The organism is Fulvivirga sp. M361, assembly GCF_007097395.1.
Classification (GTDB): Bacteria; Bacteroidota; Bacteroidia; order Cytophagales; family Cyclobacteriaceae; genus Fulvivirga.
The window spans coordinates 44,800-62,320 of the sequence record NZ_VKDC01000015.1 but is presented as its reverse complement, the minus strand read 5'-3'; the positions used below and the strand labels follow the sequence as shown (position 1 = coordinate 62,320).

14 protein-coding genes are annotated in these 17,521 nt (G+C 40.5%); 1 reads left to right on the top strand and 13 read right to left on the bottom strand.

The annotated features are described in order from the left end of the window. Window positions 1–238: 238 nt before the first annotated feature. The 5 genes from FNH22_RS17115 to FNH22_RS17095 all read right to left on the bottom strand — a co-directional run bounded on the left by FNH22_RS17115 (window position 239) and on the right by FNH22_RS17095 (window position 5,319). Complete coding sequence (locus tag FNH22_RS17115; protein ID WP_143399650.1) at window positions 239–1,162, bottom strand: aspartate carbamoyltransferase catalytic subunit; 924 nt, start codon at window positions 1,160–1,162, stop codon at window positions 239–241. 1 nt (window position 1,163) lies between these two features. Continuing rightward, window positions 1,164–1,709, bottom strand: a complete 546-nt coding sequence (gene pyrR, locus FNH22_RS17110; RefSeq protein ID WP_143399649.1) for a bifunctional pyr operon transcriptional regulator/uracil phosphoribosyltransferase PyrR — start codon at window positions 1,707–1,709, stop codon at window positions 1,164–1,166. Between the two features lie 116 nt (window positions 1,710–1,825). Further along, window positions 1,826–3,346, bottom strand: a complete 1,521-nt coding sequence (locus FNH22_RS17105; protein WP_143399648.1) for a hypothetical protein — start codon at window positions 3,344–3,346, stop codon at window positions 1,826–1,828. Next, window positions 3,339–4,904, bottom strand: coding sequence for a hypothetical protein (locus tag FNH22_RS17100; RefSeq protein WP_143399647.1), 1,566 nt, complete (start codon window positions 4,902–4,904; stop codon window positions 3,339–3,341). The genes FNH22_RS17105 and FNH22_RS17100 overlap by 8 nt, the downstream gene beginning before the upstream one ends. Before the next feature lie 7 nt (window positions 4,905–4,911). After that, entirely contained in the window at window positions 4,912–5,319 is a 408-nt protein-coding gene (locus FNH22_RS17095) for an EVE domain-containing protein (RefSeq protein ID WP_143399646.1), read from the bottom strand. A gap of 129 nt (window positions 5,320–5,448) precedes the next feature. Here FNH22_RS17095 and FNH22_RS17090 point away from each other — a divergent pair, with 129 nt between their 5' ends. Continuing rightward, window positions 5,449–6,465, top strand: coding sequence for a glycosyltransferase family 9 protein (locus tag FNH22_RS17090; RefSeq protein WP_143399645.1), 1,017 nt, complete (start codon window positions 5,449–5,451; stop codon window positions 6,463–6,465). A 21-nt stretch (window positions 6,466–6,486) separates the two neighbouring features. On the opposite strand, the gene FNH22_RS17085 is transcribed toward FNH22_RS17090, so the two are convergent. Genes FNH22_RS17085 through FNH22_RS17050 form a run of 8 tightly spaced genes read right to left on the bottom strand, consistent with a single transcriptional unit; the run spans window position 6,487 to window position 17,516 of the window. Next, window positions 6,487–8,373, bottom strand: coding sequence for an amidophosphoribosyltransferase (locus tag FNH22_RS17085; RefSeq protein WP_143399644.1), 1,887 nt, complete (start codon window positions 8,371–8,373; stop codon window positions 6,487–6,489). Between the two features lie 9 nt (window positions 8,374–8,382). After that, window positions 8,383–9,870 (bottom strand): NADH-quinone oxidoreductase subunit N, encoded by a 1,488-nt coding sequence (locus FNH22_RS17080; protein ID WP_143399643.1) that lies wholly within the window; start codon window positions 9,868–9,870, stop codon window positions 8,383–8,385. A 3-nt stretch (window positions 9,871–9,873) separates the two neighbouring features. Continuing rightward, window positions 9,874–11,598, bottom strand: coding sequence for a NuoM family protein (locus FNH22_RS17075; RefSeq protein ID WP_143399642.1), 1,725 nt, complete (start codon window positions 11,596–11,598; stop codon window positions 9,874–9,876). 7 nt (window positions 11,599–11,605) lie between these two features. Beyond that, the gene (gene nuoL, locus FNH22_RS17070) at window positions 11,606–13,717 is read right to left on the bottom strand and encodes an NADH-quinone oxidoreductase subunit L (RefSeq protein ID WP_143399641.1); all 2,112 of its coding nucleotides are present in this window, start codon (window positions 13,715–13,717) and stop codon (window positions 11,606–11,608) included. Next, a complete protein-coding gene (gene nuoK / locus FNH22_RS17065; RefSeq protein WP_143399640.1) occupies window positions 13,717–14,016 on the bottom strand; it encodes an NADH-quinone oxidoreductase subunit NuoK in 300 nt (99 codons plus the stop codon). The genes nuoL and nuoK overlap by 1 nt, the downstream gene beginning before the upstream one ends. Beyond that, window positions 14,013–14,516, bottom strand: a complete 504-nt coding sequence (locus FNH22_RS17060) for an NADH-quinone oxidoreductase subunit J (RefSeq protein WP_143399639.1) — start codon at window positions 14,514–14,516, stop codon at window positions 14,013–14,015. Before FNH22_RS17060 ends, nuoK begins: the two co-directional genes overlap by 4 nt. Beyond that, window positions 14,509–15,441, bottom strand: coding sequence for a 4Fe-4S binding protein (locus tag FNH22_RS17055; protein ID WP_143399638.1), 933 nt, complete (start codon window positions 15,439–15,441; stop codon window positions 14,509–14,511). The genes FNH22_RS17060 and FNH22_RS17055 overlap by 8 nt, the downstream gene beginning before the upstream one ends. Further along, on the bottom strand, window positions 15,438–17,516 hold the full coding sequence (locus tag FNH22_RS17050) for a tetratricopeptide repeat protein (RefSeq protein ID WP_143399637.1): 2,079 nt from the start codon (window positions 17,514–17,516) through the stop codon (window positions 15,438–15,440). The genes FNH22_RS17055 and FNH22_RS17050 overlap by 4 nt, the downstream gene beginning before the upstream one ends. Window positions 17,517–17,521 lie beyond the last annotated feature (5 nt).

Here is a 17,521-nt window from a genome sequence, read left to right as displayed (position 1 = left end):
ATCTTGCTGATTAAAGTATTAGCACTAGTGCTGTTCAATGATTAAACGACGTGTCCAATGCAGATTATGCATGGTGCCTGGAGGGAACAGTGCTATTCGATGAGTTGGCAGTTAGCAATAAACAGTAAGCAAAATTTTATAACACGCCATTACTTACTGCCGACCCTATTATCGGTTAATGGTTGTGTTCATTGTAAATAAATCATAATTGAAAACTAAAAGTGGCACAAACATGACACTAGTGCCTCCCTGCCAATAGATAAAGTACGGCCATCCGCACTGCTACCCCATTTTCTACTTGCTCCAGGATAATTGAGTGATTGGAATCCGCCACATCACTGTTCAGTTCCACTCCACGGTTGATCGGTCCGGGATGCATAATAGTGATCTCTTTATCCACTTCTTCCAAAAGTCTCTTATTAATGCCGTAGTAAAGTGAATACTCGCGCAATGAAGGAAAATATTTGATTTGTTGACGTTCCAGCTGTATTCGTAATACATTGGCGATATCGCACCATTGAAGCGCTGATTTCACATCCAATTCCACCTTCACCCCCAATGACCCGATGTATTTGGGCAGCAATGTATTCGGCCCGCATACCATTACCTCGGCACCTAATAATTTAAGCGCCAAAATATTGCTAATGGCTACACGTGAATGCAGGATGTCGCCTATAATAGCTACTTTCAATCCTTCCAGCGATCCATATTTTTGATGTATTGAAAAGGTATCCAGCAACGCCTGTGTGGGATGTTCGTGCGTACCATCTCCGGCATTAACAATAGTGGCGTCAATGTGCTTAGCCAGAAAATGTGGAGCTCCCGGGCTGCTATGGCGCATTACTACCATATCCACCTTCATAGCCAATATATTGTTCACTGTATCCAGCAACGTTTCCCCTTTTTTGACGGAACTCCCGGATGATGAAAAATTGATGATATCAGCAGAAAGCCGTTTTTCGGCAAGTTCAAAAGATAATTTTGTACGGGTAGAGTTTTCGAAGAAAATATTGGCAATTGTGATGTCTCGTAAGGAGGGTACTTTTTTAATAGGCCGGTTAATAACTTCTTTAAAACTGGCTGCCGTCTCAAAAATCAGTTCAATGTCCTTTCTGGTGATATCTTTAATGCCAAGGAGGTGTTTCTGACTGAGTTGCGACATGTTAGCTTTCCTTATTTATTAACCATATTTTATTCTTCTTAAAGCCCTGTGCCTCCAGTTCTACCAGTACACGCTGTGACTCGATAGTATTTACGTCTTGCCCCACATAGTCCGGCGCTATTGGCAAATGCCGGGTATACTTTCGGTCTACCAATACCAACAACTCCACACTGCTTGCTCTACCAAAAGCCATCATAGCATCCATCGCTGCGCGAACTGACCTACCCGTATACAGCACATCATCAATGAGCACCACGTGCTTGCCTTCTATAATAAAGTCCACCTTAGTACTGTTGGCCTTAGCCGGAATATCTCTTCTTCGAAAGTCATCACGGTGAAAAGTGGTATCAAGATATCCAAGGTCTATAGCCGAAGTGGTTTCTTTTTCTAACCTTTTGTGGATCATTTCAGCAAGGTAAATGCCCCGGGGCTGCAACCCTAGTATAACGGTATCTTCAAAATTTCCATGAACCTCGATGAGTTGATGGCAAAGCCTGCTGACAGTAATTTCAAGAAGATCAGGACCGAAAATCAGTTTCTTTTGCATATCGAGACGATTGCAAATATAAAAAAGTTTGGATGTCTGCTTTACAATGAAGCGATTAAAATAACAAGACCATATAACAGTACCGACCGGGGCACTACAATAACCACAGGCGCTGCTTACTTATAAACAAGCTTATTAATAAAAAACACTTCTCTATGGACGTTCTGGATGTCTGCTTGAATATTAACAACCCTTTGTGTACCATAGGTATAAAAAGTATTATCAAACCATTTTTCTAATCCCAGGATATTCGTACTGCCTTCAGGAGAGCGGTCTCCTTCATACATTAGCTTTATGTCAAGTTGTTCTTTGCCTTCTAAAACATCATTTTTTTGTACAATCTTATACCTGATCTGGTTATCAAATACATACAATAGCGCTATTTTATCCCCGCTAGTGGCAGCATGTACAAACTGTTCCAGTTCAAAAGATAGAATATCATTTATCTCAAAACTATTATCCCAAAGTAGATCTCCATTTTTATTAAAACCCATCACCACAGCATGCGTATACCGGTATCCTTCAAACATCATCCCGGAAGCAGCGCCTCCTCCGTTTCCTGACCAGGAAGGGTTGAAAAAATTCGCCCCTGTTACAGGAGAAGCATTCCTGTACTTCGGATAAAAGGCTTCTCCCAATAAGATATAGTCATCTCCATTATCAATAAGGTCGTGTACTCTGAGACGGTAGTTAAACTTAATTTTTTTATCCTTTATCTTCCTGCGTTCTATGCGATCTTTCACACGCTGTTCCCTCCGCGCCTTCATATAGCTAAAGAAGTTTTTGAACTCGGCGTAGTTATAGTATTTCACTTTCTGCTCGCCGTATTGATTGACGTTAGTCACGAAAATACCCCGGGAATATTCGGTGTTAAAGCGTCCATATACGCCTGCCACGATCTGGGAATTTTCTTCCATAGCCTGTGAACGACCAAACAATAGGTTATGTGTTTTGTCAGAATCCAGTATTATCCTTTTTACCAGGCTGCCATTAATATCAAATGTATTGAAAAACATTGTATTACGCTTATCAATCGTGCGCCCTGAGAGTAACACATCAAAAGTGTCATTTGTATTGATCTGTATCTCTATCAACTTGGATTTATCATTAAACAGTCCCGGAAGTACCCTGGGTACTCCATCCGTCATGTTATATAATATCACCACCGGACGATAGTTAAAATATCCCGATACCATCACCGCATTTTTTGTGGCCTTAAAATCAAAATAAGAAAAGGGGATATAATTACGAATGGGGCTATGGAAGACATTACCGGCCAAATCCCAGCTTACCAGTTCCAGGTTCCGGTTTTTTACATCGAAATTGTTGAATAACACATATACCCTGCCATCGTAATAATGATAGTCTATGTACCCAAAGTCTTTATTTAATGCATAACGCCGTATCCATTGTATGTCAAAGGAAGTATCCAACAACGTTATTTCTACCACGGAGTTTCCCTGGTCATCATTTTCCAGGTCCTTCAATATAAATAAGCCATCTTCCCCAGCCGATATCAACCGACACTCATGGTTATTATCAACAACCATTTCAAAACGTTCGGGCTGAGTAACCTGACCTATACTAAATATGGGAACCAAAACAGGTAGTAAAAGAACCAGTGCTTTTTTAATCAAAAGTAACTTTGTTTATATATAAGACATTTCTTCGAGGCTCGTCTGAGTAGTTCACTTTATTTTCCACCCGATGGTAGCCCCAAATAAAAAACACGTTGTCATACCAATGAATTGTTCCATTCATACCTGTGTAGGTATGTTTAATTTCATCATATTCGTCTTGTAAAGCTATTTCCTGCTCACCTAACATCACTGTATCGCCTTTGTTTATTATTTTATATTTAATTTTTTCTTCTTGCAGATACATCATTTTGATCTGCTCCCCTACCTGGCCAATATCTACCACACGTTCTAATGACAGGGTTTCCGTATCTTCAATGGCAAAACTATTGTCCCATTGTAATCTACCTTGCTCATCAAGTTGTATCACTACACTTTCATAATATTCAAAACTATTAGCTTCTCTGTTATTCGCCAACTGGTTGGATTCTTTGATGTAACGTGTATTTGATCGATTGCTATAAAAACTGGTATTTGGATAGAACGGGTTACCATAAAAACCAGTGTACGGGTTGCGGGATACCTGTTCAAAAGTAGGGCGGTACACTTCCGCAGATATCAGATAACCTGCTCCATTCCAACTCACCTCATTCAATAAAATTCTGGAAGAATATTTAAAGTCTTTCCCCAATTCCGATCGTTTCTTTACCTTCTCTTTGATCTTACCGGCTCTTGAGGGTTTCATATAATCAAAAAAATGCTCAAAATCGGAAAAAGGATATTCATTTATCACGTTATCCTGGCCCTGAGGCTTGGCAATTACAGAATATATGCCCTGAGCATAATTAGAGTTAGTAAGTCCATAAGCGCCTACTATTCCAATATTACCTCCTTCCAGGCCCGTAGATTTGGCACTCATTACACGATTATCTTCAGGCATACGGACTTCTCTTTCAAACAAAATATCACCCAGCACACTATACGTACGTAAACGCAGAAAATAGCCCTGATAGTCTTTTTCCTGTGTTACGGCATTGAAAGTTCTATTGTCATTCGCCCTTAAATCAAGTATATCACTTTTATCTTTGAAAAACCCCGGAATTACTTCGAGTTTATCATCTCCTAGTGTGTAAGAGAGCAAAGTAGGACTATATCTTACATAGCCTCCAAAGATCAATTTTTCATTGACCAGTATAATATGGCGTAGTTCCAGTTCTACTTCGTTTGATATATCATAACGCTCCACTTCTCCGTCGAATATCCCGACCTGTACTACATAATAATCACTTTTTGCAAATTCACTCTTCCGGAAAATAAGGTAGAGGTGATCATTCTTTAATTCATAGGCAGTAATAGTGTATTTCACATCAATACCTATTTCCTTGTCCCAACGCTCATTCAGATCCGTATCCAGCGACACGATTTTCCAAATGTTACCTTCTCCCTTTCTGAAATCATCAATATCTCTAAAAATTATGGCCCCCTCTTTTCCCGCGGACAAAACTGTAAAATAGTTGTCTGTATTTTTCTTTTCCATCTCATACCTGCCACTTTGGCTCACCTGAGCCAGGCTCAATGCAAAACAGAAAGGCAACACTATAGAGATAAAATACTTCATTCAATATTTAAGACTGTCCCATTCCTACAACAAGATCAAACTCTTCCTTTCTTACGGGTTGTACAGAAAGCCTGGAATTATTCACCAGCACCATTTGACTTAAGCGTTCATCCGACTTAATCTCTGCCAATGTAATGGATCGTTTTAACTTTTCCACGGGTTCAATATCAACCACCACCCATCGTTCGTCATCCGTAGTAGGGTCCTGGTAATATTCTTTTACTATTTTGGCTATGCCCATTACACATTTTTCATTAACGCTATGATAATATAGTGCAAGGTCTCCCACCTTCATTTCTTTCATATTGTTTCGCGCCTGGTAGTTTCTTACACCGTCCCAGTGTGTACGCTTATCATTGACCAGGTCATCCCATGAATAGGTGCCCGGTTCCGTTTTCATTAGCCAATAGTTCATTTTTAATTGATTGGTCTTAAATGGTTTCGTTTTTATAAATTTACGTAAATAATGATTTTATCGGGTAAAAAGAACCATCACTTCCATAATCCACTCCAAATGGAGGGTAAAAGCTATTTTTAACTATTAATGTCTCCAAAAAAAATACTGATCATTCGTTTTTCTTCCATTGGGGACATCGTACTTTCGACTCCCGTAATACGCACTATTAAAACACAACTACATGACGCCGAAGTACACTACTGTACTAAAGCTGCCTATTCTTCCCTGGTTGAAAACAATCCTTATATAGATCACGTCCATCTTTTAAAAGACAGTGTGAACGAGCTTATTCAATCCTTAAAAAAGGAGCAGTATGATTGTATCATAGATCTTCATAAAAACCTGCGTACAAGTATTATCAAACTTCGATTAGGTGTCAAAAGTTACACATTTAATAAGTTGAATTTAGAAAAGTGGTTAATGGTCAATTTTAAGATCAACAAACTGCCAAATCAGCACATAGTAGATCGTTACCTTGAATCGGCAGCGCCACTAGGAATAAAAAACGACGCGCTGGGGCTGGACTATTTCATACCGGAAAAAGACAGTGTACCAAAGGAATGGCTTCCTGAAACTCATCAAAACGGCTACGTAGTATATGCTGTGGGGGCTCAGCATGCCACTAAACGCTTGCCTGTTAAGCGCATGATTGAATTGTGTGATAAGATCAATAAACCTATCATCTTATTAGGAGGAAAGGAAGACGAAGCTGTAGGAGAGCAGATCACTACTTTTTTTGGCCGAACGAAAAAATCAGAGCGGATGGAAGAAGGGCTAAAAAAGCTGAATAAAAAGGCACTCCTATTCAATGCCTGCGGTAAATACAATTTAAACCAATCCGCTTCAGTCATCAAAAACGCTGATTATGTATTTACGCACGATACAGGACTTATGCACATAGCCGCAGCCTTTAAAAAGCAGGTATTTTCCATCTGGGGAAATACCATACCTGCATTCGGTATGTACCCTTATCGTACTAAGTTCACAATTTTTGAAAATAATAAATTAAACTGCCGGCCTTGCTCAAAAATAGGACATCAAAAGTGCCCTAAAGGACACTTTAAGTGCATGAATGAATCCGTTTTTGATTTTTATTTACCTTAATGATCGTATAAAATCAGGCGATCAATATGCCCTTACCAGCTTACCTTCCATGTAATTCACAAATGAGCGATTCGTGACCCGTATTCCTCCCTTCGTAGGAAAATCACCTGTAAAATACCAGTCTCCCAGATGGTCAGGACATGCTTTATGCAGGTTTTCTACAGTTTGGTAGATTATATCCAGTTCAGCCTTCATCTCTTTAGGCTTAACAATATCAGCTATCTTCGCCGATATTTCTTCATAAGAAAATTCCTTGTAAAGAAGGTTTACATAATTTGTGTTGTCTTTTTCTTCCAATGCGGCTTTACATCGCTCATAGACCTCATCCAAAATATGTTCTTTGTTTTGTTCCTTAATAAGCTCTATCATGGCCCGAAAAGCGATGAACTCATTCATTTTAGACATATCAATACCGTAACAATCCGGGAATCGGATCTGCGGCGCGGAAGACACGATCACTACTTTTTTAGGTTCCAAACGGCTGAGCATAGTGAGTATACTCTTTTCAAGCGTAGTGCCACGCACAATACTATCATCCACCACAACAAGCGTATCTACACCTTTTCGGATCACTTCATAGGTAGTGTCATATACATGAGCTACCAATTCATCCCTTTGGTTATCATCCGCTATGAATGTCCTTAGTTTGGCATCTTTCAACACAATTTTTTCCACTCTTGGACGGAAAGACAGAAAATCTTCCAAACTCCCCATATGGGGTTTATTTTCCAGGAGGACTTCCTTACGCTTCGCGCCCAAGTAATCTTCCAGGCCCTGTAGCATACCTAAAAAAGAGGTTTCTGCAGTATTTGGGATATAAGAGAATACAGTGTTTTTCAGATCAAAATTGATAGATTTCAGTATTTGAGGTATCAGTAGCTCTCCTAATTTTTTTCGCTCCTGGTAAATGTTAGGGTCAGTACCTCTGGAAAAATAAATACGCTCAAAACTACATGACTTTTTCTCTTTTGGCTCACTAAACTGCTGCTGGCTAAATTCCCCGTTTTTCTTAATGATCAGCGCATGTCCCGGTTTTACCTCCTCAATTTCATCATACTCCACGTTGAAAGCGGTTTTAATAGCTGGTTTTTCGGAAGCCACCACAATAACTTCGTCATCATGATAATAATAGGCCGGCCGAATACCGATAGGGTCGCGTGCTACAAAAGCGTCGCCATGCCCTACCATTCCCACCATAGAGTAACCACCATCAAAGTCCTTGCACGCTCTGCTGAGTACACGTTGCAGATCTATTTCGCTTTCTATTACCTCTGTGATCTCCTGATTAGTGTACTGGTCTTTATATTTACGGAATATCTCGTTGTTTTCTTCATCCAGAAAGTGCCCAATCTTCTCCATCACGGTCACTGTATCAACTTTTTCTTTAGGATGCTGTCCCAACCTGACAAGTATATCAAACAGTTCGTCTACGTTGGTCATATTAAAATTACCGGCCATTACCAGGTTACGACTTCTCCAGTTATTTTGCCGTAAGAATGGGTGACAGTTTTCAATGCTGTTTTTCCCATGGGTGCCATACCTTAGATGACCTAACCAAACTTCACCTGTAAAAGCACAGTTCTCCCGCATCCAGCGTTCATCGAAGTAGCGATTCTTTCCCTCTTTTTGTGCTTTCCTGAATTTCCTGCCGATCTTTTCAAAGATAGTTTTGATGGGCTCTAAATCTACAGATCTATACCTGCTTATGTATCTCAATCCAGGGCGTTGATCGATCTTGATATTCGCGATACCTACTCCATCCTGCCCACGGTTACGCTGTTTTTCCATAAGAATATACATCTTATTAACAGCGTAAGTTGGAGATCCGTATTTATCAATATAGTACGAGAGGGGTTTTCTTAGTCTAACGAGTGCTATACCGCACTCATGTTTAATTGCATCACTCATATATAGACCCTAAAATGCAAAGCTAATATTATTAATAACATCCATCAACGAATCCGGTTTAAAGAATAAAAACAATATGACCAAAACTAATATCATCACAAAATAATTCTCCCACACAACGTTTTTTTGTTCTCCATCCTTCTGAGGATCAGACCTCTCTCTAAAAATCATAAAAAAAGGAACCTTCAGATAAAAGAATAATGATATCACCGTATTTAACAAACCAAACAGGAACAGGTAAAGTAAAACAGGGTTTTGTGTATAGTCATAAGCTTCCCAAAGTGACGTAAAAACCAAAAGCTTAGCTGTAAATCCGCCTGTAGGTGGGAGTCCTGCCAATGAGATCATTAACACTACGATCAAAACACCCGTAAAAGGATACTTTCTTATCATCCCTTTGTACTCCTCCGCTTTCGTAATATTTTCCTTATGTTCCAGGAGTTGCACAAGGGTAAATACTGCAATATTCATCAAGGTGTATACCGTAGCATAAAAAAAGAGATTTCTGGAGGCTTGCTCAGAAACGGAAACAATAGCTACCATCATAAAGCCGGTGTGCGCTATGGAAGAATAGGCAAGCATACGTTTTACACTACTTTGGCGCAATGCAGAAAAATTGCCTATTAATAATGTGATCATAGCTATGACGGACAGGATACTTACCCAATCTATGGAGCTCAGGCCAAATAAGTTGATCACCAAAAACCATTTTGCCAAAATAGAAAACCCGGCAAGCTTAGGAACTGTAGAGAACAGCGCTACTACAGCAGTAGGCGAAGAGGTATAGGCATCCGGCGCCCAAATATGAAAAGGTACCGCCGCAATTTTAAACAACAAACCTGACAACATCAGGACTGTCGCAATGGTCAAAGGAATTATATCCGCATTGAGCAATGCATCAATGAATTCAGGACGAATGAAGTTCAGATTACCGGTGAAAGTATATATCCATGACATTCCGTACAGCATTAATGCAGAAGCTACTGCCCCGAAAAGGAGATATTTTACCGCAGACTCTACTCCCCTTTTGTTGAAATGGAAAGCTGCCAGCACATAAGAGGGTATGGATATGAGTTCTATACTCAGATAAACTATGAGTAAATTAGATGCCATTACCAGCAAATGCCCGCCTAGTAGTAAGGTGAAAATAAGCGGGTAGCTTTCTCCTCTACTCTTTAAAGGCACACTTCTCCCTGCCATGATCATCACCAATAAAACGCCAATATCAAGTACTACTTTCCAGGCAGCTGCCGGGGAATCCAGCATAAGAAATTCGCTGAACAGCGCCACCGGATTTTCAAGTAATTTCCACTGCATGGCATCAGTAACTAATACCAGAGTAGCTAATAAAATACTCACAACGGAAAGCCATCGGCTGGACTTTACCATTAAATCCACCACAATCAAAAGCAGTATACCTGATACTAATAAAAGCTCGGGACCGAAATTAACCGCCGAGTTTAGTATGTCCGATAGTTTATCTGCCAGACTAGCCAAGGGTCAGGGTATTTGTAAGTTTTGTTCTCCTTGCTCCAAAATGGTCACAACAAAAAGGTTCACTGACTCATTGATCATATCCAGTATGGAAGCGGGAATTATACCTAAAAGTAAAGCCAAAAGTATTAATGGGACAAACATCAATATCTCACGTGAAGTGAGGTCATTCAGTACGCCCTGATATTTCTTAATATGGAATTGGCCAAAGAACATACGTTGGATGGTCCAAAGGTAATAGGCTGCACTTAAGATCAAGCCCAGTGTTGCCAACATAGCCATCCATTTAGGTAGCATCCCCGGATATCCGGAAGCGCTGAAAGCACCTAGCAACACTAATATCTCAGCAATAAAACCTGAAAAACCAGGTAGTCCCATAGAAGCAAAAAAGAATATGACCACTACTACTCCGTATTGGGGCATTTTTGATATTAATCCGGAATGATTTTCTATCATCCTGTCATGGGTACGATCATACAATACGCCTACAATCAGGAATAATGCTGCGGAAATTACGCCGTGACTTACCATTTGATATACAGCGCCACTAACACCTTCGGCGGTAAGCGATGCCATTCCCAGCAACACGAATCCCATGTGTGAAATAGACGAGTAGGCGATAAGCCTTTTCAGGTCTTTGCTGGATAGTGCATTGAGTGCTCCGTACAGAATGGACAGCACACCAAAAAATCCAAGCCACCAGGAGTAATGAAATGCACCGTCGGGAAAAATCAAAAAAGCGATTCTTAGCAAACCATATGCGCCAATTTTAAGTAAGATCCCTGCTAAAATGACAGATATCGGGGTGGGAGCTTCCACGTGGGCATCCGGAAGCCAGGTATGTACGGGTACTACAGGCACTTTGATGGCAAAACCTACAAAAAGAAAAAGGAATGCCACAAGTCGTGCAGGACTGCCCATTAGGAGACGTGTCACGTCTGTATCCATAACTGATGCAGGTATCAGATTTGCCGTATCTGTCATGTATATCAGGTTGAATGTTTTTACCAGTTGTGCTTCAGGAATAGCGCCGGCTTTTAACATCTCTTGTACCTTTGCAATCACTTCCATAGAAACCGGGGTACCAGCATTTGACAATCCGATCTGGACAGCTGTCGCTGCAGGGTCAATAACAGACAGGTATAAACCGATCATCACCACCAGGATCAGCATAGAGCCTAAAAGGGTGTATAGAAAAAACTTAATGGAAGCATACTCTCTTCTGGCACCGCCCCATAGACCTATCAGGAAATACATGGGCAGCAACATAAACTCAAAGAACAGGTAAAAAAGCAAAAAATCAAGGGCTACAAAGCAACCTATGATAGATGCATTCAGCAGTAGATATAAACTGAAGTAGCCTTTTACCCTATCCTGGATATTCCATGAGGCTATAACACCAATGAGTAAAATGAGCACCGAGAGGAGTACAAGTGTAACGTTAAGTCCGTCAATGCCTACAAAGTATTCCGCTGACAGTTTGCCTAACCCCTGTAAATCCAGCGTAATCCAATTAACACGTTCGGTAAATTGGAAAGAAGTAGTCAAATAGTCTTTTTGTCCAGCATCAAAATTCAGGTAAAGAAATGCGATCAGTATCAATTGTAAGATGCTTACAGCTAGCGCAATTTGCCTTGAATAGCTATGAAGTTTTTTGGGCAATACTGCCACACCCAACGCTGCAAAAAGTGGTAAAAATATTAAATAGGATAAAAGGTGGTCTTGGAGCATCGAAATTTTACAGGATTAGGAGTATGATCAGTAAAATACATAACACGGATAGTATGATATAACCATGAATTTTTCCGCGTTGAAAGGATTTTGCTATTACTCCAACCTTATCCACAAAGAAAACAGAAAAATTAATAATTCCATCAATTATATTTCTATCCAGCCAGCCAATGATATAAGCAATAAGCACGTTGACGATACCAACTACATTGACCGCGCGATCAATAACATTTGTTTCTACTCTGGAAGCTGACCGGGATATAAGATTAACAGGGAGCACGATAACACGTTGATACGCTTCATCGAGATACCAGTTATTCAAAGATAATCTACTCATCGGGGAAGAGGCCTTATCAGATAGGTATTCTGCTAAGTAGGAAGTATTTGGTTTAAACCGATACCAGGCCAATGCTCCGCCCAAAATAACAAGTAAAACCGAAGCAACACTTACCAATATATGATATTGTCCTGAAGCTTTTACTATTTCAAATTTTATGGCCAGGTCTACCCCCGGAGTCACCATGTCAGGTACAGATATCACATCTAAAAACCAACTCGTATTATAATCAAAAGGATTTAAAGACCAGACAAATCCGATACTCATAACCGCCAGAATTATCAGTGGGACCTTTATTAACATCGGTGACTCCATAATGCCTTCCATTTTCTCAGCTGCCCTGAATCGTCCAAAGAATACCAGCAATACCTGACGAATCATGTAAAAAGCGGTCAATGCTACAGTCAAAAAAGCTAAAATAGGTACAATATACGACCATACCATCCCTGATTCCGAAAGGGTCATTGCCCAACCTACTGAAGCTGAAAGTAATGCATCCTTGGAAAGAAACCCTGAAAACATTGGTACTCCCATCAAAGCCAGCGTACTGATGCTATATATTGCAAAAGTCAATGGCATTTTAGATCGAAGTCCACCCATATTTCGCATGTCCTGTGTATCGAAAGAAAGTTTTTTTTGATGTGCAAGTTCATGTAATCCGAAAATCACCGAACCTGCCGCAAGAAACAATGCAGCCTTGAAAAAAGCATGAGTAAACAGGTGAAACAGCGCCAGATCCATTGCCCCGGTACCCACACCTATGAACATGTAGCCTAATTGAGAGATGGTGGAGTAAGCCAATACCTTTTTAATATCATGTTGTGCCAAAGCAGCTACAGCACCCATAAAAGCTGTAATACTGCCTATAATAGCAATAACACTAAGCACTTCAACATTAAGTAATACAAATACTCGCCCCATAAAAAAAACACCCGCTGCCACCATGGTAGCCGCATGGATCAATGCTGATACCGGTGTAGGACCTTCCATAGCATCCGGAAGCCATACTTGCAACGGAAATTGTGCTGATTTGCCAACTGCTCCCAAAAAGAGGCCCAGGCCCATCAATGTCAACCATTTTAATTCAAGTGTATGCCCCAGGCCCGTTATCCACAGACCATCATTGACGTAAGATTGACCCATAGCCACTTTGAGCATTTCAATGTCCAGCGTTTGAAACTGCATCCATAATACGGACATACCGATAATAAATCCGGCATCCCCTATCCTGTTGACTATAAACGCTTTCCTGGCCGCTCTTGCCGCCGCTTCTTTCGTATACCAGTGACCTATGAGTAAATACGAAGAAAGCCCTACCAGTTCCCAAAACATAAAAATGATCAGCAGGTTATCAGCTAAGACAATCCCCAGCATTGAAAATGTAAAAAGCCCTAAAAATGAATAGTAGCGTTTATACCCCTCATCATCTCTCATGTAGACAAGCGAATAGAGATGCACCAAAAGTGAAACAACATTAACGGTAACAGTCAATAACATGGCTGCTGTACCTGCTAAAAGGCCCGCTGTAAAATCTATAGTACCTGCGCTAAACCATATGAATCTGCTGTGATGAGGTACTCCCTTCATTACGTCGAGTAAAATAACGACGCTGATAAAGGAGGACAAGACCATAAAAAAACATGAAGCAATAGAAGCTTGCCGCGCATACCTGTTTGTGACCAGCGTATTCAATAGAAATGAGGTAAAAGGTAATACCAGAATGACAACCGAAAGTAGCGTTACGCTGGTCCATGGGAGATATAACGGGGAATATGCCAGCATTAATCGGTTATTTCATTTACTTTATCCAGGTTGATCGTCTTAAAACGGCGGTAAACTGCAAGAATGATCGCCAGCCCTACTGCCGCTTCGGCTGCCGCAACCACAATTACAAACAATGCAAAAAGCTGACCCTCCAATTTACCCCCATGACTGATCGCTACAAAATTAATGTTAGCCGCATTTAACATAAGCTCTACCCCCATTAAAACAAAAATTGCGTTCCTGCGCGTAACCACTATAGCTAAACCCAGCGCAAAAAGTATGGCACTGATAAAGTAAAAGTGTTCTAGAGGGATCATTCCTGGTCTTTTTTCAGTTTATCAGAAGCAATCACTGCAGCACCAATAAGAGCCATAAGTAGTAAAATAGCAGCAACTTCAAATGGTAATACAAAATCTGTCAATAAACTTTCTCCTAGTCTTTGGACCTGATCCGGATCACTGGCTTCTTTCAGTAAACCCAGGTTCATGCGCATGATGCCGTAACATAATAGCGAAGCCAACCCCAAAGCTAAAGCGCCTCCGGTGAATCTATTTACAGCGCTACTTTCATTGTTTTTTCCTGACATTTCATTGGTGAGCATAACGCCAAATATTACCAGCACAATGATCCCTCCTATATAAATCATGATTTGAGTGACTGCCACAAATTCGGCATTAGCCAATATGTACAAAGCTGTTACACATAGAAAAGTTAATACCAGTGCAAAGGCCGCGTGTAAAATATGACGGGTAAAAAGAATGAATCCGGCCGATAGCAACGCCATCCCACCAAAGAAATAAAAAAAGTATTCAGTCATCCTCTTCCTTTTTTCTCCTGACGACCGGTTTTATTTTTTTTGGCACTTGCTTTTCTTCTGAAGCAGCTTTTGGTTTGATCACAGGCTTCATTTTAGGTTTGGTCTCCTCAGAAGAAGGAGTCCCGGATTTCGGCTTGATCACCGGTTTTGCCATACCTTTTATCTTAGGCTTTACCTGCTTTGGTTTATTTTTCTTCGCGTTACTTTGAGCCGGATCACCAGGTATGGCCGGTTTGACTATCGGTTTAGAAGGTAACTTTATTTTGGGTTTGAAGACTGGTTTCGATCTATTTTCTTCTTTCTGAGATTCAGCAGAAGTTCCTTGTGGCTTGGTCACTTTTTTAATTTCGCTACCAGAAACTGCAGACGCTTTGTTTTTTTCAGCCTCTTCCAACATTTTCCTTTTCTCCAATATTTCCAGTGGCGTCATGGTAGCAAACGAATAAGTATGATCTTTAAAATCAAACTCGCTAAAATCATATGCCTTGGTCATCGTGAGGCATTCCGTGGGGCAAACTGTGGTGCACAAACCGCAAAAGCAACATTTTGCCATGTCAATATCAAACTTAGCGGCATGAATCCTTTTCGATGTGCCGTCTGATGTTTTTCCTATTACTTCGGTTGCCTTGATACCTTCTATATCAATACAATCTACAGGACATACCTTGGCACATTTATCACAGACGATGCAATCATCAATCTCGTTATGGAGTCTGTAACGTCCATTGTCCGGTACAGGTATGGTATCATGGGGGTATTGCAGCGTGGCTATTCCCTTGTCAAATTCTTCGAAGTATTGTTCATCGCTCACTGAAACGGTCTTTGACACATGTCGTGCGTCAATCATATGCCTCAAGGTAAGCTTCAAACCTTTGGAGAGTGTAACAGCCGCTTCCTTTATATTTTTGAAATAGTTGTGCTTCATATCCCTGGTAAGATGTCGTCCATTTCTCCTCCCTCATCAGGAAGATCAGACCTCTTTACCGTGAATTTAAACGTACTTCCCATTCCTTCCTTACTTTCTACCCAAATTTTTCCTCCCATTTTTTCAACAAATTCCTTACACAGCTTCAGTCCCAGCCCCGTACCTCGTTCATTGGCAGTGCCACGGGTAGTGTATAATATTTTGGAATCGAACAACCTGTCTAACTGGTCTTTGTTCATCCCTACACCATTATCCTGAATAGAAATGGTGACCATCTTTTCATCTGCGTTATCTGCATCAATACGTATTTCTCCGCCCTCTACACTAAATTTAATGGCATTTGAAATGAGATTGCGTATGATAAGGTCTAACATATTCTTATCACCACTTAGCATAATGTCATCCGGCAGATTATGCAGAAATTGGATGTTCTTTTGATTTGATTCATGAAAGAAAGCAAAGTTTTCCTGCACTACTTCAATAAGTGAAATTGCCTGCTCATGAATTTTTATTTCGTCCATTTCCATCATGGCCCAGTCAAGCAGGTTATCTAACATTTTACTTGTACTGCTTAATCTTTTCTTAAGGGGTTTAGTCACATTCACCAACTCCTCATGTGTCAGATTGTCCTTATCCAGCATATCCAGCAGACCGGTCAGTGCATTAATCGGTGATCGCAAGTCATGAGAAACAATGGAAAAGAACTTGTCTTTCATTGATAAAAGTTTTTCCAATTGATGGCTCTTATCTTCAATTTCCTTTTGGTGCTTCACCAGTATTTGATTGGCATGCCTTCTTTTTACATTATTGGTATAGAGCGTAATCAACAATAATCCGACAAACGCTAATATGATGACCAGAACATTGCGCAGGAATTCTTCATTTTTGAGTTGTAATTGGCGCTCTTGCTCCTGTTGATTAAGCGCCTGAATGGCCCTGTCCTTTTTAGCCATCTGGTATTCCATTTGGGTATTGGCAAATGCTTCATTTCTATTTGTCAAACGCATACTATCCTCAATAAATTGACTTTTACGAAACAGATCAAGGGATTGCCTAAAATCACCCTGCCGCTCGTAAAAAGTAGCTAATCCATCATAAGCATTCATCAATAATTTCACATCGGTATAGGTTTTAGCTACCTCTAGTGCTCCTTCATAATAGTTTCTGGCTTTTTGATTTTGCCCGGATCGCATCGCAATTTTCGCACGTCCGAGATTTACTGAAGCCATGGCTGTGATATTGGATTGGTTTTTATAAATGTTGAAGGCCATATTGTAATGGTCCAGGGCTCTTAAAAGCTCATTTTTAATACAATAAAACTCCGCTGTTTTAGTCAGTATTTGTGGTTTAATAATGTTATCGTCAGCTTCTTCGGCAACGCTGAGCGCCGTCTGCAAAGACTCAAGCATCTTGCTGGTATCTCCTTGTTCAAGGTAAATCTCCGATAAATCGTGTAGCGAATAAGCCTCTCCAAGTTTATCGTCAATCTGTTCACTGAGCGCCATAGATCGCCGAATGTATCGAAGGGCTTCTGTCCACTGATCTGTCGCTTTAAATAGCCTGCCAAGATTATAAGTGGCGATGGCGATCATTAAGCTGTCATGAATCTCCTCAGATTTTTCTATAGCTGCCTGGTAATTAATGTAGGCATCATTGAATAACCCAAGCCCAAGATATGCCTCGCCCATTCTATTCAATGCTTCAGCTGCATTCTTTGTATCATTTATGGCCGCAGCATAGGTATAGACCTGTTGATCTGATTTGAGTGCCTCTCTGTAGCCTCCCTGTACCAGGTTAAGACGTGCAATCTGTGAGGCGATCTTTATTAATGACACTGTATCAGATTGCCTCTGCGCCAATTCCTCTAGCTTTTCTGATATCAACAATGAAGTATCTACATTATCGTAATTCAAGCTTTCAAGCACATTAAATAATACCGCTATTCGGCCGGAATCAGTGGTGGCATTATGGAAGGCATTGTTAAGGCTGTCCAACACAGGCCATGAATTTGCCCAAAGAGTATGGCCAGCCCATGCCAGATAGATAAATAAAGATATTTTAAGAACCTTCGTCAAAATAT

Excerpts from the sequence above, each read along its gene's own strand:
- FNH22_RS17095 (WP_143399646.1), bottom strand. The coding sequence starts at position 5,319 with ATGAACTATTGGCTAATGAAAACGGAACCGGGCACCTATTCATGGGAT.
- FNH22_RS17085 (WP_143399644.1), bottom strand. The coding sequence starts at position 8,373 with ATGAGTGATGCAATTAAACATGAGTGCGGTATAGCACTCGTTAGACTA.
- FNH22_RS17100 (WP_143399647.1), bottom strand. The coding sequence starts at position 4,904 with ATGAAGTATTTTATCTCTATAGTGTTGCCTTTCTGTTTTGCATTGAGC.
- nuoK (WP_143399640.1), bottom strand. The coding sequence starts at position 14,016 with ATGATCCCTCTAGAACACTTTTACTTTATCAGTGCCATACTTTTTGCG.
- FNH22_RS17060 (WP_143399639.1), bottom strand. The coding sequence starts at position 14,516 with ATGACTGAATACTTTTTTTATTTCTTTGGTGGGATGGCGTTGCTATCG.
- FNH22_RS17075 (WP_143399642.1), bottom strand. The coding sequence starts at position 11,598 with ATGCTCCAAGACCACCTTTTATCCTATTTAATATTTTTACCACTTTTT.
- FNH22_RS17055 (WP_143399638.1), bottom strand. The coding sequence starts at position 15,441 with ATGAAGCACAACTATTTCAAAAATATAAAGGAAGCGGCTGTTACACTC.
- nuoL (WP_143399641.1), bottom strand. The coding sequence starts at position 13,717 with ATGCTGGCATATTCCCCGTTATATCTCCCATGGACCAGCGTAACGCTA.
- FNH22_RS17090 (WP_143399645.1), top strand. The coding sequence starts at position 5,449 with ATGTCTCCAAAAAAAATACTGATCATTCGTTTTTCTTCCATTGGGGAC.
- pyrR (WP_143399649.1), bottom strand. The coding sequence starts at position 1,709 with ATGCAAAAGAAACTGATTTTCGGTCCTGATCTTCTTGAAATTACTGTC.
- FNH22_RS17115 (WP_143399650.1), bottom strand. The coding sequence starts at position 1,162 with ATGTCGCAACTCAGTCAGAAACACCTCCTTGGCATTAAAGATATCACC.